This window comes from Paraburkholderia sp. Clong3 (assembly GCF_050436485.1).
Classification (GTDB): Bacteria; Pseudomonadota; Gammaproteobacteria; order Burkholderiales; family Burkholderiaceae; genus Paraburkholderia; species Paraburkholderia tuberum.
Genome location: NZ_JBNDMH010000001.1, coordinates 411,018 through 435,297, shown reverse-complemented (window position 1 = coordinate 435,297; position 24,280 = coordinate 411,018). Strand labels below are relative to the sequence as shown.

At 65.8% G+C, this 24,280-nt stretch carries 16 protein-coding genes and 5 pseudogenes; 19 read left to right on the top strand and 2 right to left on the bottom strand.

Annotation, left to right across the window (positions count from 1 at the left end):
* The first annotated feature begins 35 nt into the window (after window positions 1–35).
* The 13 genes and pseudogenes from OKW30_RS02180 (at window position 36) to OKW30_RS02120 (ending at window position 16,365) form a co-directional block, all read left to right on the top strand.
* A pseudogene (locus tag OKW30_RS02180) lies at window positions 36–1,953 on the top strand (potassium transporter Kup).
* A gap of 292 nt (window positions 1,954–2,245) precedes the next feature.
* A pseudogene (locus OKW30_RS02175) lies at window positions 2,246–3,226 on the top strand (alkaline phosphatase family protein); the annotation flags it as partial.
* Window positions 3,227–3,579: 353 nt separating this feature from the next.
* Window positions 3,580–5,388: an alpha,alpha-trehalase TreA gene (gene treA, locus OKW30_RS02170; protein WP_429345837.1), complete on the top strand. Its 1,809-nt coding sequence runs from the start codon at window positions 3,580–3,582 to the stop codon at window positions 5,386–5,388.
* A 149-nt stretch (window positions 5,389–5,537) separates the two neighbouring features.
* Window positions 5,538–6,833: an MFS transporter gene (locus OKW30_RS02165; protein WP_429345836.1), complete on the top strand. Its 1,296-nt coding sequence runs from the start codon at window positions 5,538–5,540 to the stop codon at window positions 6,831–6,833.
* Window positions 6,834–7,094: 261 nt separating this feature from the next.
* Window positions 7,095–7,958: an ABC transporter permease gene (locus tag OKW30_RS02160; RefSeq protein ID WP_187626937.1), complete on the top strand. Its 864-nt coding sequence runs from the start codon at window positions 7,095–7,097 to the stop codon at window positions 7,956–7,958.
* Between the two features lie 2 nt (window positions 7,959–7,960).
* Window positions 7,961–9,014 (top strand): annotated as a pseudogene (locus tag OKW30_RS02155) (ABC transporter ATP-binding protein).
* A gap of 11 nt (window positions 9,015–9,025) precedes the next feature.
* Window positions 9,026–10,087: an extracellular solute-binding protein gene (locus OKW30_RS02150; protein ID WP_090810835.1), complete on the top strand. Its 1,062-nt coding sequence runs from the start codon at window positions 9,026–9,028 to the stop codon at window positions 10,085–10,087.
* A 3-nt stretch (window positions 10,088–10,090) separates the two neighbouring features.
* On the top strand, window positions 10,091–10,978 hold the full coding sequence (locus OKW30_RS02145) for an ABC transporter permease (RefSeq protein WP_429345835.1): 888 nt from the start codon (window positions 10,091–10,093) through the stop codon (window positions 10,976–10,978).
* Between the two features lie 73 nt (window positions 10,979–11,051).
* Entirely contained in the window at window positions 11,052–12,242 is a 1,191-nt protein-coding gene (locus OKW30_RS02140; protein WP_429345834.1) for a M24 family metallopeptidase, read from the top strand.
* Between the two features lie 66 nt (window positions 12,243–12,308).
* The gene (locus OKW30_RS02135) at window positions 12,309–13,556 is read left to right on the top strand and encodes an amidohydrolase family protein (protein WP_429345833.1); all 1,248 of its coding nucleotides are present in this window, start codon (window positions 12,309–12,311) and stop codon (window positions 13,554–13,556) included.
* Between the two features lie 74 nt (window positions 13,557–13,630).
* Entirely contained in the window at window positions 13,631–14,551 is a 921-nt protein-coding gene (locus tag OKW30_RS02130) for a LysR substrate-binding domain-containing protein (RefSeq protein ID WP_429345832.1), read from the top strand.
* An 84-nt stretch (window positions 14,552–14,635) separates the two neighbouring features.
* On the top strand, window positions 14,636–15,346 hold the full coding sequence (locus tag OKW30_RS02125) for an ABC transporter substrate-binding protein (RefSeq protein ID WP_429345831.1): 711 nt from the start codon (window positions 14,636–14,638) through the stop codon (window positions 15,344–15,346).
* 41 nt (window positions 15,347–15,387) lie between these two features.
* Complete coding sequence (locus tag OKW30_RS02120) at window positions 15,388–16,365, top strand: N(4)-(beta-N-acetylglucosaminyl)-L-asparaginase (protein ID WP_429345830.1); 978 nt, start codon at window positions 15,388–15,390, stop codon at window positions 16,363–16,365.
* A 44-nt stretch (window positions 16,366–16,409) separates the two neighbouring features.
* On the opposite strand, the gene OKW30_RS02115 is transcribed toward OKW30_RS02120, so the two are convergent.
* Complete coding sequence (locus OKW30_RS02115; RefSeq protein WP_429345829.1) at window positions 16,410–17,120, bottom strand: FadR/GntR family transcriptional regulator; 711 nt, start codon at window positions 17,118–17,120, stop codon at window positions 16,410–16,412.
* Between the two features lie 333 nt (window positions 17,121–17,453).
* Between OKW30_RS02115 and OKW30_RS02110 the strand changes: the two are divergent.
* The 5 genes and pseudogenes from OKW30_RS02110 to OKW30_RS02090 all read left to right on the top strand — a co-directional run.
* Window positions 17,454–17,609: pseudogene (locus OKW30_RS02110) on the top strand (mannitol dehydrogenase family protein); the annotation flags it as partial.
* A gap of 131 nt (window positions 17,610–17,740) precedes the next feature.
* Window positions 17,741–19,030, top strand: a complete 1,290-nt coding sequence (locus tag OKW30_RS02105) for an MFS transporter (RefSeq protein ID WP_429345828.1) — start codon at window positions 17,741–17,743, stop codon at window positions 19,028–19,030.
* Window positions 19,031–19,078: 48 nt separating this feature from the next.
* Window positions 19,079–20,626: a UxaA family hydrolase gene (locus tag OKW30_RS02100; protein WP_429345827.1), complete on the top strand. Its 1,548-nt coding sequence runs from the start codon at window positions 19,079–19,081 to the stop codon at window positions 20,624–20,626.
* Between the two features lie 146 nt (window positions 20,627–20,772).
* Window positions 20,773–22,191 (top strand): FAD-binding oxidoreductase, encoded by a 1,419-nt coding sequence (locus OKW30_RS02095; RefSeq protein WP_429345826.1) that lies wholly within the window; start codon window positions 20,773–20,775, stop codon window positions 22,189–22,191.
* 55 nt (window positions 22,192–22,246) lie between these two features.
* Window positions 22,247–22,369: pseudogene (locus OKW30_RS02090) on the top strand (RNA polymerase sigma factor); the annotation flags it as partial.
* Between the two features lie 46 nt (window positions 22,370–22,415).
* Here OKW30_RS02090 and OKW30_RS02085 read toward each other — a convergent pair.
* On the bottom strand, window positions 22,416–22,790 hold the full coding sequence (locus OKW30_RS02085; protein WP_184069530.1) for a DUF3564 domain-containing protein: 375 nt from the start codon (window positions 22,788–22,790) through the stop codon (window positions 22,416–22,418).
* A gap of 342 nt (window positions 22,791–23,132) precedes the next feature.
* Between OKW30_RS02085 and OKW30_RS02080 the strand changes: the two genes are divergently transcribed.
* On the top strand, window positions 23,133–24,122 hold the full coding sequence (locus tag OKW30_RS02080; protein WP_429345825.1) for a zinc-dependent alcohol dehydrogenase family protein: 990 nt from the start codon (window positions 23,133–23,135) through the stop codon (window positions 24,120–24,122).
* The last annotated feature ends 158 nt before the right edge of the window (window positions 24,123–24,280 follow it).

Below are 24,280 nucleotides of genomic sequence, written 5' to 3'. Positions count from 1 at the left end.
CACGGCTCACGCGCGATTCGTATGAGGAGGCAGACATGGCACATTCCTCAACCGCCGCGCCGGCGAAGGAAGGCCACGGCGAAGCCTCGCCGGCTCTGCCAGCGCTCGCGCTGGCCGCGCTCGGCGTGGTCTATGGCGACATCGGCACGAGCCCGCTCTATACGCTCGCCACCGTGTTCGATCCCAGCAACGGTCTCACGCTCAATGCTTTCAATATCGTCGGCATCGTCTCGCTGATCTTCTGGTCGCTGATGATCGTCGTTTCGCTCAAGTACGTCGTACTGATCCTGCGGGCGAATAATCATGGCGAAGGCGGCATCATGGCGCTGCTCGCGCTCGCGGCGTCGTCGATCGCGTCGCGGCCGCGTTTGCGTCGCGGCCTCCTCGTGGTGGGCGTGATGGGCGCGGCGCTGTTCTTCGGCGATAGCGTGATCACGCCGGCCATTTCCGTGCTGAGCGCCGTGGAAGGGCTCCAAGTCGTCGAGCCCGGGCTCAAGACCTATGTGATTCCAGTGACGCTCGCCGCGCTCATCATCCTGTTCGTCACGCAAAAGCACGGCACGGGCGGCATCGGCGCCGTGTTCGGGCCCGTGATGGTGCTCTGGTTCGTCGTGATCGGCGTGGCGGGCGTCTCGAACATCATGGCCGCGCCGGTCGTGCTGTATGCGCTCAATCCGCTGGAAGGGCTCGGCTTCGTCATGCATCACCGCTGGCTCGCGTTCGTCGCGCTCGGCGCGGTGGTGCTCTCGCTGACGGGCGCCGAGGCGCTCTACGCCGACATGGGCCATTTCGGCAAGCGACCCATCCGCCTCACCTGGTTCGGCGTCGTTTTTCCCGCGCTCGCGCTCAACTATCTGGGCCAGGGCGCGCTGCTGCTGGCGAATCCCGGCGCGGTGCAAAACCCGTTCTACCGCCTGTTCCCGCAGTGGGCCATCGTGCCGATGATCGTGCTGGCGACGATCGCCACCGTGATCGCCTCGCAGGCCGTTATTTCGGGTACCTATTCGATGACGATGCAGGCCATGCAGCTTTCCTTCCTGCCGCGCATGAACGTCGTGCATACGTCGGAGCGCGAGATCGGGCAAATCTACGTGCCCGGCATCAACTGGATCCTGTTGATCGCCGTGGTTGGGGCGGTGTTGGGCTTCCGCTCGTCCACGGCGCTCGGGTCCGCGTATGGCATCGCCGTGACCGGCACGATGCTCATCACCACGTTCCTGACGTTCTTCGTCGTGCGTTACGCGTGGCGCTACAACTGGCTGCTGTGCCTGCTGTCCACCGCGTTCTTCTTCGTGATCGACGCGTTGTTCTTCTCGGCTAATCTGCTCAAGATCGTCGATGGAGGCTGGTTCCCGCTCGTGATCGGCGCGATCGTGTTCACGGTCATGGCGACGTGGGGACGCGGCTGGGAAATGATGCTGGCCGAAGCGCGCGTGCGGGCGGGAAAGACGCCGCTCAAGCCGTACCTCGCTGCGCTGCTCGAAAGTTCGCCGACGCGCGTGGGCGGCACGGCGATCTTCCTGACGCCGGACGCCGACGCGGTGCCGCACGCGCTCGTCAACAACCTGCGGCACAACCGTGTGCTGCACGAGCGCACGGTTTTCCTGAGCGTCATAACGAAGAACGTGCCGTGGGTGGCCGACAGCGAGCGCGTGCAGATCAGGCCGCTGTGCACGGGTTGCTGGCACGCAACGGTGAAGTACGGATTCAAGGACGAAGTGGACTTGCCGCGCACGCTGGCCGCCTACAAATCGCCGGAACTGGCCTTCAACCTGGACGACACATCGTGGTTCCTGAGCCGCCGCGGCCGTGGTACCCAAACGCGGCCATGGCATGGCGCTATGGCGCGAGCGGCTTTTCGCGGTGATGCTGCACAACGTGGGCAATATCGCGGCGTTCTTCAAACTACCGGCCAATCGCGTGATCGAAGTCGGCGCGCGCGTGGAGATCTAGAGCGCGCCGTTCAGCCAGCGTGGAGCAGCGGCGGGCCTGCTTCGATACTCCTCGGCCAATTCGGGCATCGAGTAGGAGTGGTCTCCTGTAAGTTCGTCAGTCTGGTTGGCGTGACCAGGCTGCGTGAGCACCGTAACCGCCGCCATGCGGCCGATAGCGGGCATTCCCCTGGAATGAAATTCAGAACTGGGGTTGCCGCGAGAAGGGCCGCTCGCTGCGTCATGCTCCTTGCGAATACGTCGAGTATTCGCGGCGTCGCAATCCTTGCGAGCGGCCCTTCTCGCGGCAACGCACGTGCGACCTGCTGCCTATCGGCTACTACACGTCGGCCGATCTTCAATTTTTCAACGCCGTGGCGAGCAGTTATACGATCGGCGACTTCTACTTCAGCGGCATCCTGACCAGCACCTTTCCCAATCGCCTCTATCTGCATAGCGGCGCAACGGATCGGCTCGACGACAGCACCGACACTTCGTCGCTCGCCACGATCTGGGACAAGCTGAGCGACGGCAATATCGACTGTCGCTACTACTACCACGACGTGCCGTTCACGGCGCTTTATGGCACGCGTTATCTGGGCATTTCGCGCCCGTTTGCGGATTTCCTCGTGAATGCCGCGGCCGGGACGCTGCCGCCGTTCTGCATGGTCGATCCGTCCTTCGCGGGCGAGCCGGAAGGTGTTTCCGCCGACGATCATCCGCATGCCGACATCCGCGACGGCGAGGCGTTTCTCGCGCAGGTCTACGAGGCGCTGCGCACGAGCCCGACGTGGAGCCGCACGCTGATGATCGTCGTCTACGACGAATGGGGCGGCTTTCTCGAGCACGTGGTGCCGCCCACCAGGCCGATCAGCAACGGCGAGCTCACACTCGGCAACGACGGCAAGCTCGGCTTTCGCGTGCCGCTCGCGCTGCTTGGCCCGCGCGTGCGCGCGAACTCGATCACGCGCTATCCGTTCGACCCCAGCTCGATTCACGCGCTGCTGCAATGGCGCTTCGACTTACAGCCGCTTGGCGTGCGCGGCAGCGATCCGGCGACGTTCAATCTTGCCTACGCGCTCGATCTCGACGACGCGCCGCGCACCGACGCTCCCGCGTTCACGGTCGCCCAAGGGCCGTTCGGCGGGATCTGTCTGGGGGCGGCGGCACCTTCGCCCTCAAGCTCCGTAGCGGCGATCGATCAGTCGCAAAAGCTGGCGATCAACCCGACGGCGGACCGCTTCGCGGATCTGCGCGCGAAGGCGGCGTCACTAGGATTCCGGACCGGAGGCTAAGCTGGGTTTCCGCTTAAAATGAGCGGGCCGCAAGCCGGCGCCGGACCGGGCCGCGCTGGATTCTGAATGGCAGCGCGCACGGCGGGATGCACGGCCTGATGAAGGCTCATGCCTTGAGCGCAGTTTGGTGAGAAACGCTGGCGCGCGACATCGTTTTGCGAAGCGGGCCCCGCACTTGCTGGCGAGACCGTCTCGAAGCCCCGCGGCAGCGTGCAGCATGTCATCGGCGCGCGCGGCGGGCCGCCTACGTCGACGTCACCGCGTCGTCCTCAACGGGTCCGCCGATGCCATTTCGTTACGATCTTCCCGTTTGGTGTTCCCGCGAGCGGCCGTACCACCGCGTTGTAGCCAACGTGGCCGCCGCGCTGGCGCTCGCCGCAAGCACCAGCGTCATTGCGCAATCCGCGCCGACGGTTGCGCAGACCCAGCCGGCCGTGCCGGCCGTTACGCTGCCCGCATCGGCCGCCGCCGCGAATGCCGCCAGCAGCGCAGCGGACCGGCACGTCGAAAACACAAATCACGCGCAGCCGTCGCCGGTCGTGCCGACGCCGCCGTCCGAGCTGTACGGCGAGCTGTATCGCGACGTCGAACTCGCGCATCTTTACCCGGACAGCAAGACGTTCGCCGATATGTCGCCAGGCGAGCCGCCGACCCAGGTCATCGCCGACTACGACAGCCAGCGTGCTCAGCCGCGCTTCGACCTGAAACAATTTGTCGAACAGCGCTTCACGCTGCCCCCGCGCGCGCCGAAGCGCTACGCGTCCGATCCTGACGAGAGCGTCACCGCGCACATCGATACGCTGTGGAGCGTGCTGCGCCGCGCACCGGATGCGAGCGCGAGCCCGTACTCGTCGCTGTTGCCGCTGCCGTCGCCGTACATCGTGCCGGGCGACCGCTTCGACGAGATCTACTACTGGGACTCGTACTTCATCCTGCTGGGGCTCGACGCGAGCGGCCAGCACGCGCTCGTCGACGACGAGCTGAACAATTTCTCGACCTTGATCGACCGCTATGGCCACATCCCCAACGGCAATCGCACGTATTACCTGAGCCGTTCGCAGCCGCCGTTCTTCGCGCAGATGGTGCAGCTCGTCGCGCGCAAGGAGGGCGATCAGGTCTACGCCCGCTATCTGCCCGAGCTGCGCCGTGAATACGCGTACTGGATGGCCGGCAGCGACCATCTCGCACCGGGCAACGCGGCCCACCATCTCGTGCGCCTCGCCGACGGCACGCTGCTCAATCGCTACTGGGACGAGCGCGCGGCGCCGCGCGACGAGTCGTACCGCGAGGATGTGATGACGGCGCAGCGGATGCCGCAACGCGATGCGCAGGATTTGTGGCGCAACCTGCGCGCGGGCGGCGAAACCGGCTGGGACTTCAGCTCGCGCTGGTTCGCCGACGGCAGGACGCTCGCGAGCATCGACGTGACCTCGCTAGTGCCAGTGGACCTGAACTGCCTGATGGTGGACCTCGAACGCACGCTCGCGAAAGCCTACCGTGTGACCGGCGATGCAGGCCACGCCGAGAACCTCGAACTACGCGCCCGGGTGCGCGCCGATGCGATCCGCCGGGTGCTGTGGGATCCGCAACTGCACGCTTTCGGCGACTACGACTTCGTGCACCGCACGCTCACGCACCGGCTTACTGCCGCGACGGTGTACCCGCTTTACGCCGGCGTCGCGACACGCAACGACGCGCGCGAAGTGGCGCAGACGATCCGGCGCGATCTGCTGCGTCCGGGCGGTCTCGCGACGACGCGGACCAACACCGGCCAGCAGTGGGACGAGCCGAACGGCTGGGCGCCGCTGCAGTACCTCGCGGTGATCGGGCTGCGCCGCTATAGCGAGCCGGAGCTCGCGCGCGATATCGCGACGCGCTGGATCCGCACCGACGTCGCGTACTACCAGCGCACCGGCAAGCTGGTCGAGAAGTACGACGTCGACGCGAGCGGCAAGTCGGCGGGGGGCGGCGAGTATCCGCTGCAGGACGGCTTCGGCTGGACCAATGGCGTGCTGCGGGTGCTGATGCAGCTCTATCCGGATGCGGTGAGTTCGACGCGGCCGGCCGATCTGCCGGGCGGCGCGGTGGGGGTGTCGGATGCGGCGGCATCGGCGGCGGCCGCGCCGCAGACGTCGCACAGCACGTCGCCCGCGGGCCACTAGTTGCAAACGAGGCGCGCAGCCAGGCCCGCGCGTTCCGAAGAGGTAGTCGCGATACCAGGATGATGGGTTGACTGCCTGGCGGCGGCGCAGCCCGTTACGATGCTTTGGATAGCTCGAACAGACCCTCGTCACCCTGGAAAGCCTCGAAGATGAATCGCAAGCTCGACGTACCATCGGCTGAACCGGTGCCGCCGCAGGCGCAGGCCACGGCGACAGCCAAGGCCGCCCCGCCGGCCGGCGATGAAGCCGCCGCGCATTGGCAGCGCAATCTGTGCGTGTGCGTGTTCGGCTCGTTCACGACCATCGTCGCGATGACGCTGCTGCTGCCGTTCCTGCCGCTCTATGTCGAGCAGCTCGGCGTAAAGGGTCATGCGGCGATCGTGCAGTGGTCCGGCGCCGCGTTCGGCGCGACCTTCTTCAGCGCCGCGCTCGTCGCGCCCCTGTGGGGCAAGCTCGCGGACCTCTACGGCCGCAAGCTGATGCTGATCCGCTCGAGCCTCGGCATGGCGGTCGCGATGTCGCTGATCGGCATGGCGCACTCGGCATGGCAGCTGGTCGCGTTGCGGCTGCTCGCCGGATTGCTCGGCGGCTATGCGTCGGGCTCGATGATCCTCGTCGCGACGCAGACGCCGAAGGCGCGTTCGGGCTGGGCGCTCGGCGTGCTGTCGTCGGGGATCATGGCGGGCAATCTGGTCGGCCCGCTGATCGGCGGCTTCCTGCCGCCGCTGATCGGCATCCGCGCGACCTTTTGGGCCTCGGGCGCGGCGATCTTCGTCGCCTTTCTCGCGACGGCGTTTCTGATTCGCGAAATGCCGGTTCGCAAGCGCGCGGACAGCGCGCCGAAGCAGGGCGCGTGGGCCTCGGTGGACGACAAGCGGCCGGCCATCGCGATGCTTGCCACGGGTCTGCTGCTGATGGTCGCGAATATGTCGATCGAGCCGATCATCACCGTCTACGTCGCCCAGCTCACGAAGCCTCAAAGCGTGACGATGGTCGCGGGCTTCGTGATGTCGGGCGCGGCGCTCGGCAGCGTGATCTCGTCGTCGCGTCTCGGCAAGTTCGCCGATCGCGCCGGGCACTGGAATGTGATCGTCGGCTGCCTCGCCGTATCGGCGGTGTTGCTCGTTCCGCAGGCGTTCGTCAGCGCGAGCTGGCAGCTGATCGTGCTGCGTTTCCTGATGGGGATGGCACTGGGCGGCCTGTTGCCGTGCATCGCGAGCGTGATCCGCCATAACGTGCCGGCGAGCGTGACGGGCGCGATCCTTGGGTACTCGGTGTCGTCGCAATACGCGGGGCAGGTGGCCGGCCCGTTGCTGGGCGGTTTCGTCGGCGGACACGTCGGCATGCGCGCGGTGTTTCTCGGCACCAGCGTGCTGATGGCGCTCGGCGCGCTCGCGAACTGGCGCGTGAAGTCGGGCAGGGCACGGGCAGCGGTGGCGCGCTGATACAAGCCACCTCGACGGTCAACACGTTTGCCATTCCGGCGCAAACACCTTTTCCCTGGGCGACCGGCGCCCGCGTAAACCCCAGCGCGCGTCTAGCCAGAACCCGCTTTGCTCCTTTTTTTATTCATGCTACTGTGAATCACAGTTCGTCAGGCTATGCAAATTTACATTGTGACCAGCCGAGGCGAAGCGGGCGTGGCCTGACGTCGCCACCCCGCCGGACACACCCCAACGTGTAATCCCGACCAAGGAGAAAGCGCGGTGACGCAGGTTCCGATCGACGGTAGCAGCATCGTTTCCGCGCGCGCTTTGTCCCACCCACGTCTGTCCCCGGCGAAATGGTTCGTCAGGGCGGGCGTCGCGCTCATCTATCTGTTCATGCTGAGCCCGCTGATCTTCGTGATCTGGCTGAGCTTCTTCAAGGACGCGATCATCACGTTCCCGCCGTCCGGCTACACGCTGTCGTGGTACGTCAACGCATGGCGTAACGACGCGTTCGCGCATGGTTTCGTGCTGTCGCTGAAGCTCGCGGTCGGCGCCGCGATCGGCGGCGTGGTGCTCGGTGTCGCCGCCTCGCTCGCGCTTGCGCGCTACCGGTTTGCTGGGCGTCGCCTCGTCAGCAACACGCTGCTGCTGCCACTAGTCGTGCCTGGTATCGTCGCCGGCATTGCGACCTATCTGTTCTACCTGCGCGCCGAGAATGCGCTCGACACCGACATCGTCGGCACATTCGGCGGCCTGCTGCTCGCGCATATCTGCCTGACGATCCCATGGACGATCCGGCTCGTCACCGCGAGCCTGGGCCAGCTCGACACTACCGTCGAGGAGGCGGCGCGCAATCTCGGCGCCGGTGCGTGGCGCACGCTGTGGCGCGTCACGCTGCCGATGCTGCGGCCGGCGATCGTCGCGTCCACGCTGTTCGGCTTCATCGTCTCGTTCGAGAACCTCGAGATGACCTTGCCGCTCGTCGGCCCCGGCAAGACGACGTTGCCGATCGCAATCATGCAGTACCTCGAATTCAATCTCGACCCAACCATTGCGGCGGTATCGGCCGCGCAGATCGTGCTGCTTGGCATCGTGATGCTGATCACCGATCGTTTCGTGAAGCTCGGCAAGGTGATCTGATCATGGCTCAGGTATCCCTGCGCAATCTGCGCAAGCAGTACGGTGCGACGACCGCGGTCGCCGACGTGTCGTTCGATATCGCCGAGGGCGAGCTGGTCGCGTTCCTCGGCCCGAGCGGCTGCGGCAAGACGACGACGCTGCGCATGGTCGCGGGCTTCGTCGAGCCGAGCGACGGCGAAATCTGGATCGGCAACACCGAGGTCACCCGGCTCGCACCCGACAAGCGCAATACCGGCATGGTGTTTCAGCGCTATGCGTTGTTTCCGCACATGACCGTCGCGCAGAACGTCGCGTTCGGTCTGGAAATGCGGCGTGTACCGAAGGCGGAGCGCGACACGCGCATTCGCGAGGCGCTCGACATGGTGCGGCTGAGCTCGCTCGCCGAACGCTATCCCCGGCAGTTGTCCGGCGGCCAGCAGCAGCGCGTCGCGATTGCGCGCGCCCTCGCGATCCGGCCCGACGTATTTCTGCTCGACGAGCCGTTGTCGAACCTCGACGCGAAGCTGCGCGTCGAGGTTCGAGAAGAAATTCGCGCGCTCCAGCAGCGTCTCGGTCTCACGACGATCTTCGTCACGCACGATCAGGAGGAAGCACTTGCGATGGCGGACCGCGTGGCCGTCATGCACGACGGACGCGTGCAGCAGATCGGCAGCGCGGACGCGTTGTACGAGCGGCCCGCCAATCCGTTCGTCGCGAGCTTCCTGGGCCGCATGAATTTCCTCGCGGGCCACGTCGACAACGGCCAGTTCATCACCGCGAACGGCGAAAAGATCACGGTCAACGCGGCCGCGCGCAATGCCAACACGCTCGGCATCCGACCCGAGCGCCTGCGTCTCGCCGCGGCGGCCCGAGCACAGCGAAGCGTCGATCCCGGTCCGGCTGGCCGACCGGATCTATCTCGGCGCGACCGTCGAATTGCGCCTCACGAGCGAGCGCGGCCAGAGCCTCGTCGCGCTCGTGCCGAACACCGCGCACGCCGGTGCCGGCGCATGGTCGCCGGGCGACACGCTGCACGCGTGCTTCAGAACCGAAGACTGCCTGCTTTTTTCCGCCTGAAGGACCATTAAATGAGCTATCCCATCACGCGCCGCACGTTTCTGAAAGCTGCTTCCGGTCTGCTCGTCGCTCCGTCGCTCGGTTTCGATCCGCGTACGGCGCTGGCGGCCGACGCTTGCCCCAACGTCGTCGTCGGCACGTGGGGCGGCGATTATCTGAACCTGCTCGAACAGAACATCGGCAAGCCGATCATCGAGGCCGCTGGCGGTCGCGTCACGTACGACTCGGCGGATCAGATCGGCCGCATGACGAAGCTGCGCGCGGAGAAGATGTCGCGTCACGGTTCGCTCGACGTCGCCTGTCTCGCCGACATCGACATGTTCGACGTCAACCGTTCTGGGGTGCTCGAACCGCTCGACACGAAACTGGTGCCGAACTCGGCGCGCACGATCGAAGCGCTGCGCCGCCCGTATTCGATTCCGCACATCTTCAGTGCGATGGTGATCGTCTACAACCCGGAGAAGTTTCAGGCGAAGCCCGATTCGCTCGCGGTCGCGCTCGATCCGAAACTGAAGGGACGGGTGGGTTTTTCCGACATTCTGTACAACTTCAACGTGCTGCAGTCTTCGCTCGCGGCGGGCCAGCACAATGGCGACACGGCGGCCGGTATCCAGTTTCTGCGCGAGGTGCGCAAGCAGCAGCCGAAGGTCTATCCGTCGAACGAAACGGTCGCGGCGGCGCTGAAAAGCGGCGAAATCTGGATGACCTGCATGTGGAAAGCGCGCGCGCTGCAGTGGAAAAAAGGCGGCGTGCCGGTCGACTACGCGTTCCCGAAAGAGGGCGGCGTGCCGGTCACGTTCGAGGCCGCCGTGCCGAAGAACGCGCCGACGCGTGCGTGCGGCTTCAACTATCTGAACGCGATGCTCGATCCGCGCGCGCAGGTCGGCTTCGCCGAGACGATGGGCTATGCGCCGACCGTCACCGATGCGGCCTTGCCGCCGACGCTGCAACAGAGCGTCGGCTTCACGAATGCCGAGCTCGATCGCCTCGTGAAAGTCGACTACGCGCGTTTCACTGCGGAAAAACCGGCGCTGCTCGACTTCTGGAACAAGGAATTCAAGCCGGGACTTTGAACCATGACGACGAGCGCACTGAACGCCGCGCCGCGGCGCCGCGACTTCGCCGGGGGCCTGCTCGCTGCGCCCGCCGTGTTGGTCGTGCTATTCGTGATCGTGCTGCCGGGCGTGCAACTGGTGCGCTACAGCTTCAATCATTTCGACTCGGTCCAGATGATGCAGGCGGCGTTCACGCTCGAGAACTACGTCCAGTTTCTGACCGATCCGTACTACCACGCGGTGCTGTGGACCACGATCAAGGTGGCCGCGCTGTGCACGGCGCTGTCGCTCGTACTCGGTTTTCCGGTCGCCTATGTGCTTGCTAAAACGCAGAGCCGCTTCAAGAGCCAACTGGTGATGCTGCTGGTGTTTCCGCTGCTGGTCGGCAACGTCGTGCGCGCGGCGGGTTGGATGGTCATGCTCGGCAACGCGGGTTTCGTCAATGCGATGCTGATGGCGCTCGGCCTCGTCGATCAACCGGTGCGGCTGCTGTATACGCCGTTCGCGGTGGTGGCCGGCACCACCGCCGTGGTTCTGCCGTACATGATCCTGACCTTGCAGAGCGTGCTCGAAGGCCTCGATTTCTCGATCGAGGAAGCCGCGCGCAATCTCGGCGCGAACTTCGCTCAGACGCTCGCGCGCGTCGTGCTGCCGATCGCGGCGCCCGGCGTCGCGGCCGGCACGATGCTCGTGTTCATTCTGTGCATGAACGCGTACGCGACACCGGTTCTGCTCGGCGGCACCGGCATCACGATGATGACGCCGGCAATCTACGACCAGATCGCCAAGGCGAACAACTGGCCGTTCGGGGCCGTGCTGTCGATCGTATCGATGGTCGTCACGTTTGCGCTGGCGCTGTCGTCGCACTGGATCATCCAGCGGCGCTACGCGAAGACGATGATGACCTGAACTGGCAGGGCGCGCCGCGGGCTGGTGGGTGGGATGCGCCTCTCCTTAATTCTTCTTCCTGAAGGAACGACAGATGCCAATCCTCACCGACAAGACTCGCGCTTACCGTCACGACCTGATGCAAAAACTGATGGAACGTCAGCGAGTCGATGCGCTGATCTTCACGTCCGCCGACTTCTTCCAGTGGGCGACCAATTTCCACGTCGACGTGCAGACCTGGGAGCGGCCGATCGCCGTGTGCGTGCCGCTGTCGGGCGAGCCGTTCGCGATCATGAACGAGCTGTCGACGCATCACGTGATGATGGCGCGCGAGCGTGGACATCTGTGGCTCGACGATATCTCGTTCTACTCCGAGCATCCGCGCGTGGTCGAGCGGCAGCCGCTACTCGCGGAAGTCCCGGAACTGATCGCCGCGCGTTTGCGTGCCGCCGGGCTGGGCGCATCGCGAATCGGCGTCGAAGCCGCCGGCGGTCCGCTCGGCCGCGCGGCGGCGCTGCTGCCGGACGCGAAGTTCCTGCCGATGCTCGCCGAGCTGCGCTCGTTGCGCTGGGTCAAGCACCGGGAGGAGATTGCCATCATGCGGGCCGCCGCAAGCCTCGCCGATTGGGTGCAGGACCGCTATCGCGAGAACATTCGGCCCGGACGGCTCGTTCAGGAACTCGACTATCAGATGGCCGCCCTGATGGTGACCGAAGGCGCGCGCCGCTTTCCTGGCGAGAACCTCGAAGTGATGCGTTGCTGGACTTTGTCGGGACCGGCATCGGCGTCGCCGCACGGCGACGGCGCGTCATGCGGCGCGCAGATCAAGGCGGGCGACGGTCTCGTCAATATCGTGATTCCGCGTTTGAACGGTCTCGTGATCGAGAACGAGCGCACCTGGTTCTGCGGCAAACCGGGCGCCGAGCAGGCGCGTTTTCATGAGGTCGCGCGCGCGGCCAACGAGGCGGCCGTCGCGGCGGCCGTCACGGGTCAGCCGGTTTCGGGTATCGACGCGGCCGCGCAGGCGGTGATCGAGCAGGCCGGCTGCGCGAAGTACATCCGTCATCGCACGGGGCATGGCATGGGCATCATCGGTCACGAGTATCCGGACGACATGGCGTTCAATCACCGCGCGCTGCTGGACAACGAGGTGTACTCGGCGGAGCCCGGCATCTATGTGTACGGCCTCGGCGGTTTCCGGCTCGACGATTCGGTCGTGACCGGCCCGACGCCGGAGCTGCTCACGAAGACCCCGCGCACGCTTGCGCACGCGACCATCGATTGAGTCGCGCAGCGCGCGACACCCTTCAACGTTGGAGATGACCCGGATCTTGTACCGGGAGGAGACCTGATGGAGTCGATTCTGTTCTCGCACTGCGCGCTGCTCGATCCGGCTGCCGGCGAATTGCGTGAGGACCACGCGGTGCTGGTGGAAAACGGACGCATCAAGGAGGTCTCGGACCGGCCGATCCGCAGCGCGTCCGCACGCGAAATCGACCTGCGCGGCAAGACGCTGATGCCTGGCCTGATCGATTTGCACGTGCACGTGCATGCGACGCAGCTCAATCTCGCGGCACAGGTGAACTTGCCGAACGTGCTGGTCACGCTGAAGTCGTTGCCGTTGTTGCAAGGCATGCTTCGGCGTGGCTTCACGACAGTGCGCGATGCGGGCGGCGCGGGCTTCGCGCTCAAACAGGCGTTGGAACAGGGGCTCGCCGAAGGTCCGCGCCTGTTCGTATCGGGCCGCGCGATCAGCCAGACCGGCGGACACGGCGACATGCGCGGCCGCAGCGACTACATCGGCACCGACAGCCCATGCGCGTGTTGCGCACGGGTCGGCGCGATATCGCGTGTCGCCGACGGCGTCGATGCCGTGCGTCGCGCAGTGCGTGAAGAGCTGCAGATGGGTGCCGACCAGATCAAGATCATGGCCTCGGGCGGCGTCGCCTCGCCCACCGATCCGGTCGGCGCATGGGGCTATTCGGAAGACGAGATCAGGGCGATCGTCCACGAGGCGCGGGCGCGCGGCACCTACGTGCTCGCACACGCGTACACGGCCGAGGCGATCGCGCGCGCGGTACGCTGCGGCGTTCGCACGATCGAGCACGGCAATCTGGTCGACGAAGCGGCTGCGCGGGTGATGGCCGAGCACGGCGCGTTCGCGGTGCCGACGCTCGTCACCTACGACGCGCTCGAGAACGAAGGCGAAGCGCTCGGCCTGCCCGCCGACAGCGTCGCGAAGATCGGGAGCGTGCGCCAGGCGGGCCTGCGTTCGCTCGAAATCTTCCGCGCGGCGGGCGTGCCGATGGGCTTCGGTAGCGATCTGCTCGGCGAATCGCAGCGTCTGCAAAGCGATGAATTCCGCTTGCGCAGCGAAGTGCTGACGCCGCTCGAGATCCTGCGTAGCGCAACGGTGGTCGGCGCGCAGGTGCTCGGCCAGGTCGGGCAGCTCGGGCAGATCACGGCAGGCGCGCACGCCGACATGCTCGTCGTCGACGGCAATCCGCTTGCGTCGCTCGACTGTCTGCTGGGGCAGGGCGAGCGCATTCCGGTCGTGATGAAGGGCGGTAGAATCCATGCCTTTGATTTGCCGGCGTGACATGCGCAGCGCTCCCTTGCGAGCGAGGTTGACAGCGGGAAGCGCCGGCGGCCCATGCAATCCGGAGAGAACGGATGGACTTTCGGCACATCGACGCATTCAGGGCGCTGATGCTCACGCGCACGACGACCCGCGCCGCGCAGGTCATCGGCACTTCGCAGTCGGGCATCAGCCGCCTGATTACCGATCTGGAGCGCTCGACCAGTCTCACGCTGTTCGATCGCAGCCGCGGCCGGCTCGAACCGACCGTCGAAGCCCTGGCGCTGTTCGAGGAAGTCGAGCGGCGCTATGCCGGCCTGGACAACATCCGCGAGTTCGCGCTGAGCTTGCGCAATCCGTCGACCGCGGTGATTCGCGTGGGCTCGGTCGTATCGTTCGGGCTCGGCTACTTTGCGCGCGTCGTGGCGAACTTTCATCGCCGGCATCCGGCCGTGCAGATTGCGTTGACGACCGGGGCATCGTCGCTGATTCGCGATCAGGTGGTGTCGCGTCAACTCGCGCTCGGTCTCGTCACGAATACGGTCGACGTGACCGGCACCGATTCGACCGCCTTCGCGCAGCTCGACGCGATCTGCGCGTTGCCGGCCGGTTATCCGCTGGGCAAGCGCAAGGTCATCAAGGTGGCGGATCTGCGCAATCAGCCGATCGTGTCGTACGATCTGCCGGACCTCGTGCGCTGGGGCATGGATCAGGTGTTCGCGACCGGTCAGCTGCAATCGCAGGTGGTGGCGACCGCGCCGTATTCGGTCAACATCGCGACGATGGTCAAGGAAGGCCTCGGCATCGGGTTGCTGCATCCGGTGTCGGCGTACGACTTTCTCGACTCGAATCTGATCTTGCGCCGCTTCGAACACGCAATGCCTTTCTATACGCTGAAGATCACGCCGCATGGCGCCGCGCCGGCTCCGCATCTCGACGAATTGTCGAAGGTGATGGAGGAGACGCTCGAAGAAGTGCTGGCGGCCGTGAATACGCGCTTGACGGCAGCGAGCTGACCGATTGCCGCTTCGCGGCGGCAGCGGCGTTCCCCACCTATCCAATGAAATACAGATCGGGCCACCGAGGCCTGACGTCGTCTGTTGCGGCTGCCGAACCTTGCCAACGTGATTCCGCAATTTCGTCGCAGCTACGCGGTGCCGCACATCTTCAGCGCGCTCGTGCTCGTCTACGATACCGACAAGGTGCGCACGCGCCCGGACGGTCTCGCCGCGCTGCTGGACCCTCAATTCAAGGGCAAAATCGGCCTGGTCGATGATCAGTATGACTATCTGACGCTCGCGGGCGCGCTTGCCTCGGGTGGGCAAGCGAGCGATCTCGCGCTCGGGCAGAAGTATTTGCGCGCGCTGCGCGAGGCATCGCCGCGAGTGTATCCGTCGGTCGATGCACTGGCGTCGGCGCTCAAGAGCGGCGAGATCGTCGTGACCGTCACGTGGAAGGCGCGCACGCTGCAGTGGAAAAAAGCGGGCCTCGCGGTCGATTACGTGTTCCCGAAGGAGGGCGCATTACCGGCCACGTTCGAGGCCGCGGTCACCGCGGGCAGTAAATCGTCCGCCTGCGCGTTTCCCTATCTGAATGCGATGCTCGATCCGCGTTCCCAGCGCGCGTTCGCCGAATCGATGGGCTACGCGCCGACGATCGCGAACGCGAACCTGCCGCCGTCGTTGCAACAGGCGGTGGGCTTCTCGGGCAAGGAGCTGGAGCGGATCGTGCCGGTCGACTTCGCGATGCTGATGAAACACAAAACGGAAATGCTCGACTTCTGGAACAAGGATTTCCGCGCTGGACTTTGACCCTGAGGCTCCGCACATTTCTGCCTGCAAGACCCAAACACATGATTATTCTGACCAACAACGAAGGTAAATCCGGCATCGGCTTGACCGCGGAACTGCTGCGCAATGGCGGTGCCGGGCTCGACGCGGTCGAGGCAGGCATCCGGCTCGTCGAAGATGACGAAGAGGTGCGCACGGTCGGGCGTGGCGGCTGGCCGAATCTGCTCGGCGAAGTCGAGCTCGATGCGTCGGTGATGGATGGCTCGACGCTGCGGACCGGCGCGGTCGGCGGCCTGAAGGGGTTCAGGCATCCGGTCAGCGTCGCGCGCGCGGTGATGGAACGGCTGCCGCACGAGCTGCTGATCGGCGAGGGCGCCGCGCGCTATGCGGCCGAAACGGGTGCGGAGCGCTGCGAGCTGCTCGCCGAACATTCGCGCAAAGCATACGCGCGCTGGTTCGACGGCGAAGTCAGCGCGACCGACAGGGCCGCGTGGCCGAACGTGCCGCTCGAACGCTATTGCCACGACGCGGTCGATCCGGAGATCGGCAAGGACACGACCGTGTTTCTCGCAATGGACAGCGCGCGCAATGTCGTGAGCGGCACGAGTACATCGGGATGGGGCTGGAAATATCCGGGCCGTCTCGGCGACAGCCCCGTGATCGGCGCGGGCTCCTATGCCGATAGCCGTTACGGCGCCTGCGCATGCACGGGCGCGGGCGAGATGACGATTCGCGCCGGCACGGCGCGCGCGGTGGTGCTCTACATGAAAATGGGCATGAGCGTCGAGCGCGCGGTCAGCGAAGCGGTCGACGATATGCGCGCGCTCAAGGGCGGCTTGATCAGCCGCGTGACGATCCATGCGATCGATGCCGCGGGCAATCACCGCGTGGTGGCGGTCAATGGCTTGCCGGGCAATCACTACTGGGTGTGGACGCCAGTCATGGCGCAGCCGGAGAGCCGTGCTTGCGAGCTGATCCGGATCTCGGAGGGTGAGCCGCAGAGCAAGCGGATTGCGATGCAGGTTTATACCGACGTTTGAGGGTGACGCGCACTGGTGAATCAGCGGTATTCCCGCAGCGGCACCTAAGACGTCCGCTGCCCCCCCGCAATCACCCGCTCCAACGACAGCTTCAAGTGACGCTGCATCGCCGCCTGCGCCTGAATCGCATCGTGCGCCTCCAGCGCTTCGAGAATCACGAGATGTTCGTCGGGCACGGCGCCCCACGTCGTCTCGTTCTCGAAGTGGCCGCGCAGCTTTTCCGACAGCGGACTATGCCGCGCATCGAAGAGCGAGCTGACGGTGCGCACGAGCACCTCATTGCCGGACATTTGCGCGATCGCGAGATGGAACGCGCGATCGGCCGCGACCGGAATTCTGCCGGCCTTTACTTCGCGCTCCATCTCGTTGTAGATGGCGCGCAGCATCTTCAGATCTTTCGGTTTGCAGAACGGTGCGACGCTCGCGACGATCGAGCCTTCGATCAGGCAGCGCGCGCCGAGGATGTCGAGCAGGCTATCGCCGAGTTCGGCCTGCGACAGCGACGCATCATTCTGCGCGGACGGCGTCGCGCACAGATAGACGCCCGAGCCCATGCGAATCTCGACGAGCCCTTCCAGTTCCAGCGCGACCAGCGCCTCACGCACCGACGGCCGCGACACGCCGAGCGTCTCCGCCAGCGCGCGCTCGGGCGGCAGGCGGCCGTTCGGCGCGAAGTCCGGCTGAGCGATCAGATCGCGCAATTTTTCGGCGATCTGAAGATAGAGACGGCGAGTGTCGGCAGGTTTGGCGGTCACGAAACGATTCCCGGCGATGTAGCTTGTGCAAGCCCGATAAGGCGAGCGCCGATTGTAGATCGAAGCGCCCGGCACGCAAACCGCGCGCCCTCGGCGGCGCGCTGACAGTGTTCGGGATTTCCCCAACTCCGTGTAAATTGGCTTGACCAGTATCGCACGCGCCGTTATTTTTGCAAATTGGTAAGGCCGGATTGACGCCACGGAGACGCCAGCCGTGCAGCCCTGCTGGTCGCTCCGCATCCCGATACCCGATCAATTTCTCCATGACGATGAAGACTGTCATTTGCGAACAACCCGGCCAACTCGCGCTCGTCGAACGCGCGATGCCGGCGGTTCCTCGATCATCGGCTCGCCGACATCGCGCGCAATCACGAGCAAAAGAAAGAGCGGCGTTTCAAGCCGGTGATCGAACTCGCGCGCGAGCTTGGCGTGCGTGTCGAGCAACCGCGTCTAAGCGCGGCGCTTGCCGCGTGCACGCACGACGGCTAACGACGCGGGCCGCAAATCCGCAGTAGATCTGTAGCAGACCCCGGCAGCACACCCCGGCAGCACACCGGCGGCCACGAGGCCGCATGGTTCATCCAAATAGAGTAGATGCCAGCCCAGGAGGAGACGGTTTCATGAAGAAGAAGATGCGTTGGGTAGTGATTTTTCTGTGCTTTCTCGCGATCGCGGTGAACTACATCGATCGCGCGAATCTCGCGGTCGCCGCGCCGCAAATCGAAAAGGCGCTCGGCATCGGCCCCGCCGAGATGGGCTTCATCCTGAGCGGATTCTTCTGGACCTACGCGTTGATGCAGATGCCGTTCGGCTGGTTCGTCGATCGTGTCGGCGCGCGCATCGCGTTGCCGCTCGCGGTCGGGTGGTGGTCGGTGTTTACCGCGGCCACCGCGGTCACGACCAGCGTCGCGGGCATGTTCGGCTGCCGCCTGTTGCTCGGCGTCGGCGAGGCGGGCGCGTATCCATCCTGCACGAAGCTCGTCAGCCAATGGTTCGCGCCAAAGGAGCGCGCGATCGCGACGAGCATCTTCGATAGCGGCTCGCGGGTCGGCTCCGCGCTGTCGATTCCCGTGGTCGCGCTGATCATCGGCACGCTCGGCTGGAAGGCCGCTTTTGTCCTCACCGGTTTGCTCGGCGCGGTGTGGATCGTCGGCTGGTTCGTGATCTATCGGAATCCCGTGCAGGACGCGATGGAGACCGCGCGCAACGCTGCGCCGGCGGCTCGAGCGAGAGGCGGCCAGGACGACGTGACGTGGGCATCGCTGTTTCGCCATCGCACGCTGTGGGGCATGATGCTCGGCTTCTTCTGCCTGAACTTCGTGATCTACTTCTTCATTACGTGGTTTCCGAGCTATCTCGTGCAGACGCGCGGTTTCTCGCTGAAATCGCTCGGCACGCTCGGCATGATTCCGGCGCTGATCGCGATTCCGGGCGGCTGGCTCGGCGGCTATGTGTCCGACGCGCTGTTCCGGCGCGGCTGGAGCCTGACGGCTGCGCGCAAGACCTGCATGGTCGGCGGCATGCTGGTGTCGTCGGTGATCACGCTGTCGGCGTTCACGGAGAACACGTATCTGATGCTCGCGTTCTTCGGTATCGCCTATGGCAGCCTCGCGTTCGCCGCGGCGAGCATCTGGTCGCTGCCCTGCGACGTCGCGCCGACACCGCGCCATGTCGCGTCGATCGGCGGCATCCAGAACTTTGCGTCGAATCTGGCGGGGATCGTGATCACGACGTTCACCGGCGTGATGGTCGCGATGACGAAGGGCTCGTTCACGATCCCGCTCGTCGTCGCGGGCGGCTTCTGCTTTCTCGGCGCGTTCAGCTATCTTTTCATCGTGGGACGCATCGAGCCGCTGCCGCTGGAATCGGAAAGCCGCGATCTGCCGAAGGGCGCGGGCTCCACGATCTGACGTATTCTGTGTCAACGCATACGGACAACCCTGTTTTCGAGGCTTTTCATGTCGACTCAAGCTAGCGTCGCGTCCGCGATCATCCGCCTGCATCCCGGCGACGACGTCATCATCGCGACCCGGCAGTTGTTGCCGGGCACGCGCATCGAGGCGGAACAACTGGTCGTCGCCGGACTGATTCCACCGGGGCACAAGATCGCGACGCGCGACATCGCGCAAGGCGAGCCGGTCAAGCGCTACAACCAGATCATCGGCGTCGCGCGTGAGGCGATCGCGCGCGGCCAGCATGTTCACACGCACAATCTCGGCATGTCGGAGTTCGCGCGCGAGCACGCGTTCGGCGTCGATGCGCAGCTGACCGTCTACGTCGACGAACCCGCGCATTTCATGGGCATTCGCCGCGACGACGGCCGCATCGCGACGCGCAATTACATCGGCATTCTGACCAGTGTGAACTGCTCGGCGACGGTCGCGCGCGCGATTGCCGATCATTTCCGGCGCGACGTGCGTCCCGACGCGCTCGCCGACTATCCGAACGTCGACGGCGTGATCGCCTTGACGCACGGGCTCGGCTGCGGCATCGACATGCAAGGCGAGGGCATTGCGATCCTGCGTCGCACGCTGGCCGGTTACGCGGTGCATCCGAACTTCGCGTCGGTGCTGTTCGTCGGGCTAGGCTGTGAGACGAATCAGATCGACGGCGTGCTCGCCGCGGGCGGTCTCGACGCCAGCACGACGAAGCTGCGCAGCTTCACGATCCAGGACAGCGGCGGTACGCGCAAGACGATCGAACTCGGTATCGCGATGGTGCGCGAGATGCTCGCCGACGCGAACCGCGTGCAGCGCGTGCCGGTGCCGGCTTCGCATCTATGCGTCGGTCTGCAGTGCGGCGGTTCGGACGGCTACTCCGGCATCTCCGCGAATCCGGCGCTCGGCGCCGCGGTCGATCGGCTCGTGCGGCACGGCGGCACCGCGATCCTGTCGGAGACGCCGGAAATCTACGGCGCCGAGCATCTGCTGACGCGGCGTGCGGTGAGCGCCGCGGTCGGCGACAAGCTGCTCGCGCGCATCGCATGGTGGCAGGACTATTGCGCGCGCAATGGCGGCGCGATGGACAACAACCCATCGGCGGGCAACAAGGCGGGCGGCCTGACGACGATCCTCGAAAAATCGCTCGGCGCGGTCGCGAAGGGCGGCACGACGAATCTGGTCGACGTCTACGAATACGCGCAGCCGATCGCCGCGAAGGGCTTCGTGTTCATGGATTCGCCCGGCTACGATCCGGTGTCGGCGACGGGACAGGTCGCCTCGGGCGCGAACCTGATCTGCTTCACGACCGGGCGCGGCTCCGCCTATGGCTGCGCGCCGTCGCCGTCGTTGAAGCTGGCGACCAACACCGCGTTGTGGGAGCGCCAGCAGGACGACATCGATATCAATTGCGGCGGCGTGATCGACGGCAGCGCGAGCATCGACGAACTCGGCGAAGCGATCTTTCGCATGATGCTCGACTGCGCGTCCGGCACGCGCACGAAGAGCGAGCTGCACGGCTATGGGCAAAGCGAGTTCGTGCCGTGGCAGGTCGGCGCGGTGACCTGAGCGGGTGCATTGCAGCGACACAGCCGAACAGCCGAATGGATCACGCACTGGAGGATGCAATTGGAACGCCGCCTTTATTCAGGCTTCAGGCCGCGAAGTGAAGCGCGCGCAGCGGCTCTGCCCGTCTGACGAACTGGAGATACCAGATGCAGCACGAACCGATCTCCGCGACCCGCGGTAACGAAGCCGCCGCCGCGCTGCGCGCTGCGCTCGGCGCGGACATCGTGAGCCTGCCGGCCGAATTTGGCGGGCGGCAGTTCGCGGACTGGAGCGGCACGCCATCGACCGATCCGATCGCGCTGATCCGCCCGCGCACGACCGAAGAGGTCGCCACCGCGCTCAGGATCTGCCATCAATTCCGGCAGCCGGTCGTCACGCAAGGCGGCATGACCGGGCACGCGGGCGGCGCCTGCGTGCTTGGCGGGGAGGTCGCGCTGAGCGTCGAGCGGATGAACGGCGTCATCGACATCGATCCGGTCAGCGCGACGATGACCGTGTTCGCGGGCACACCGCTGCAGGTCGTGCAGGAAGCGGCCGATCACGCAGGCTTCATGTTCGCGCTCGACCTCGGCGCGCGCGGCAGTTGCACGATCGGCGGCAACATCGCGACCAATGCGGGTGGCAATCGCGTGATCCGCTACGGGATGATGCGCGACCAGGTGCTCGACGTCGAAGCGGTGCTCGCCGACGGCAGCGTAATCGGCGGCGAGCGCAAGATGATCAAGAACAATACCGGCTACGACCTGCGCAACCTGCTGACGGGCAGCGAGGGCACGCTCGCGGTCATCACGCGCGCGGTGCTGCGCCTGCGGGCCAAGCCGCGCGCGATCTCGACCGCATGGTGCGGCATGCCGGACTACGCGGCGGTGACCACGCTGCTCGGCCGCGCGCAGGAGCGGCTGCCGGCCGGCGTGTCCGCGTTCGAGGTCATGTGGCCGAGCTATTGCGACTTCGTGCGGCAACGCCTGCCCGAACTGCGCGTGCCGCTCGCGAGCGATCACGCCTACTACGTATTGCTCGAGACTTGCGGCGCGGACCCTGAACGGCAGTCTGCGGCTTTCGAGGAATTCCTCGCCGACATGTTGGACGCCGGCGTGATCGCCGACGCCGCAATCGCGCAATCGGACGCGGACGCCGCGGCGTTCTGGGCGATTCGCGACGCGCCAGCCGAATATCCGCGCCTGATCCCGGGACGCATCTCGTTCGACATCAGCTTCGCGGTCGCGCAGGCGGGCGACGCGGCGCAGCGTTGCGACGAGCGGTTGCGCGCGCGCTGGCCGCAAGCGACGATCCTCGTCTATGGGCATCTCGGCGACGGCAATCTGCACGTAGTGGTGCAAGAACCTGGCTGGACCGACGAGGCCATCGACGACGTCAAGCGCGTCGTCTATGAACTGACGGGGGAAATGGGCGGCTCGGTATCGGCCGAGCATGGGATCGGCGAGGAGAAGCTGGGCGTGCTCGGCCTGTCACGCTCGCCGGCCGAACTCGCCGCGATGAAGGCGATCAAGCTCGCGCTCGATCCGCACAATATCCTGAACCCTGGCAAGGTGATCGCGATGTAGTGTGCGCGGCGCGAATCTGCGTGCGCAGCCACGGCGCTTTCAGCCGCTCGGGAACGCGCGCAGCATGTTGCGCGAGTCGCTTGCTCAGGCACTCGATCTCGCCGAGCGCGACGTGTTCGAATTCGGCGGGGCGCAGTGCGATCGCATCGTTGCGAGCGTACTCACGGAAATATCCGGCGGCGAGTCATGGCATCGGCGACGCGGTACGCCGGAGCTGTGCCGATTCAGGCGTCTTCGCCGGTTGCGAATACGCCGTTTTCCGGTGCCGTCCGTTCGACGTCGATGCATTGCACGCGCCAGTGCCCGCTCACCAGGATGCGGCCGTGCTCGGCGCACCACTGCACGCGGCCGACCTCGCCTTCGAACGGCCCGTCGAGCTGATTCAGATCGAGCCCCTCGAGCGCGCAGACCGGCGCGGAGCTATGCGGCGCGCACACGAGCGTATTGCCGCAATCCATATGCAACGCGCCCCATTCGGGCAACTCGAGCCCGAAATGACCTTCGCGCGACCATTGCCGCGTGTCCTTGTCGAGCCAGAGAATGGCGAAGGCCATCGGGTTGACACGATCGAACGTGTCGAGATGAACAGTCAAACGCATGACATGTCTCCGCAATGTATACAACTGATTCGCATTGCCGGCGCCATCGCGCGTCGGCAGCGGGCCCGCTGCGTGCGCATCGAGGCAACGCCGGCCGTCAGCGCGGACGCCGAGCACACGAGCAGACAGTTTCGGATTCGCGCAATCACGGCACGTACTCCCGTATCAGGAATAAGATCAGTGTACGGGCGGCGAAACCGCCCTCATTGACTTCGATCAAACGGTCTACGGCGCGGGCCGATCGCGCGACACAATGGCGCGCCTACGCTGATGAGAACGGCGCGCGCCTCGCTGTCTGCCATGACGGCAGCTTGTCGCCGCCGAAGTCTGAAGGAGAACCCGATGCGAGCGATGGTGTTCGACGGCAGCTCGGCGACGCTGACCGAGCGGGAAGTGCCTGATCCGCGGCCCGGTGCCGGCGAGATCCTGATCGACGTTCATGCGTGCGGCGTGTGCCGCACGGACCTGCATCTGGTCGACCGCGAGCTCGAGCATCCAAAGCGGCCGGTGATTCCTGGCCACGAAATCGTCGGCGTGGTGGCCGAATTGGGCGCGGGCGTCAGCGGTTTCACGGTGGGCGAGCGGGTCGGCGTGCCGTGGGTCGGGCGCACCTGCGGCCACTGCCGCTACTGTCTGTCCGCCCGCGAAAATCTCTGCGACGACGGCGGCTTCACCGGCTACACGATCGACGGCGGCTACGCCGAGCGCACGGTCGCCGATAGCCGCTACTGCTTTCATCTGCCGCCGCACTACAGCGATATCGAGGCCGCGCCGCTGCTGTGCGCGGGTCTGATCGGCTATCGCACGTTGAGCATGGCGGGCGACGCCGAACGGATCGGCATCTACGGTTTCGGCGCGGCCGCGCATCTCGTCGCGCAGGTGGCGCGTCACCAGCAGCGCACCGTCTATGCGTTCACGCGTCCCGGCGACCACGCGGCCCGGCAACTCGCGCTGCGCCTCGGCGCGGCATGGGCCGGCGGCAGCGACGAGGCACCGCCCGGCGAACTCGACGCCGCGCTGCTGTTCGCGCCGGTCGGCGCACTGGTGCCGCTGGCGTTGCAGGCGGTCGCGAAAGGCGGTGTGGTGGTGTGTGGCGGCATTCATATGAGCGACATTCCGTCGTTCCCGTACGCGTTTCTGTGGGGCGAGCGGCGCGTGGTGTCGGTCGCGAATCTGACCCGCGACGATGGGCTTCAGTTCATGCGCAGCGCCGCCGAGATGCAGCTCGCGATCGAGACCACGACTTACGCGTTGCGCGACGCGAACCGCGCGCTCGACGATCTGCGCAACGGCAACCTGACCGGCGCGGCCGTGCTCGCGGTCCGCTCGTGATCCGCTAGCGAGCCGTTGGCGCTTGATACAGATCAAGCCGCGCGCCGCGTCGGCGTTCATCATGTAAGCGCGAACCGTTGGCGTCCCCGTCACGGCCCGAGGTGTGAAGCGATGCGGTCGGCGCGCCGCCTCGCGGTGCGACGATCCGAGGAGAGCCG

Coding starts and splice junctions, on each gene's coding strand:
- OKW30_RS02165 (WP_429345836.1), top strand. CDS start 5,538: ATGAATCGCAAGCTCGACGTACCATCGGCTGAACCGGTGCCGCCGCAG.
- OKW30_RS02150 (WP_090810835.1), top strand. CDS start 9,026: ATGAGCTATCCCATCACGCGCCGCACGTTTCTGAAAGCTGCTTCCGGT.
- OKW30_RS02145 (WP_429345835.1), top strand. CDS start 10,091: ATGACGACGAGCGCACTGAACGCCGCGCCGCGGCGCCGCGACTTCGCC.
- OKW30_RS02140 (WP_429345834.1), top strand. CDS start 11,052: ATGCCAATCCTCACCGACAAGACTCGCGCTTACCGTCACGACCTGATG.
- OKW30_RS02135 (WP_429345833.1), top strand. CDS start 12,309: ATGGAGTCGATTCTGTTCTCGCACTGCGCGCTGCTCGATCCGGCTGCC.
- OKW30_RS02130 (WP_429345832.1), top strand. CDS start 13,631: ATGGACTTTCGGCACATCGACGCATTCAGGGCGCTGATGCTCACGCGC.
- OKW30_RS02120 (WP_429345830.1), top strand. CDS start 15,388: ATGATTATTCTGACCAACAACGAAGGTAAATCCGGCATCGGCTTGACC.
- OKW30_RS02105 (WP_429345828.1), top strand. CDS start 17,741: ATGAAGAAGAAGATGCGTTGGGTAGTGATTTTTCTGTGCTTTCTCGCG.
- OKW30_RS02100 (WP_429345827.1), top strand. CDS start 19,079: ATGTCGACTCAAGCTAGCGTCGCGTCCGCGATCATCCGCCTGCATCCC.
- OKW30_RS02095 (WP_429345826.1), top strand. CDS start 20,773: ATGCAGCACGAACCGATCTCCGCGACCCGCGGTAACGAAGCCGCCGCC.
- OKW30_RS02085 (WP_184069530.1), bottom strand. CDS start 22,790: ATGCGTTTGACTGTTCATCTCGACACGTTCGATCGTGTCAACCCGATG.
- OKW30_RS02080 (WP_429345825.1), top strand. CDS start 23,133: ATGCGAGCGATGGTGTTCGACGGCAGCTCGGCGACGCTGACCGAGCGG.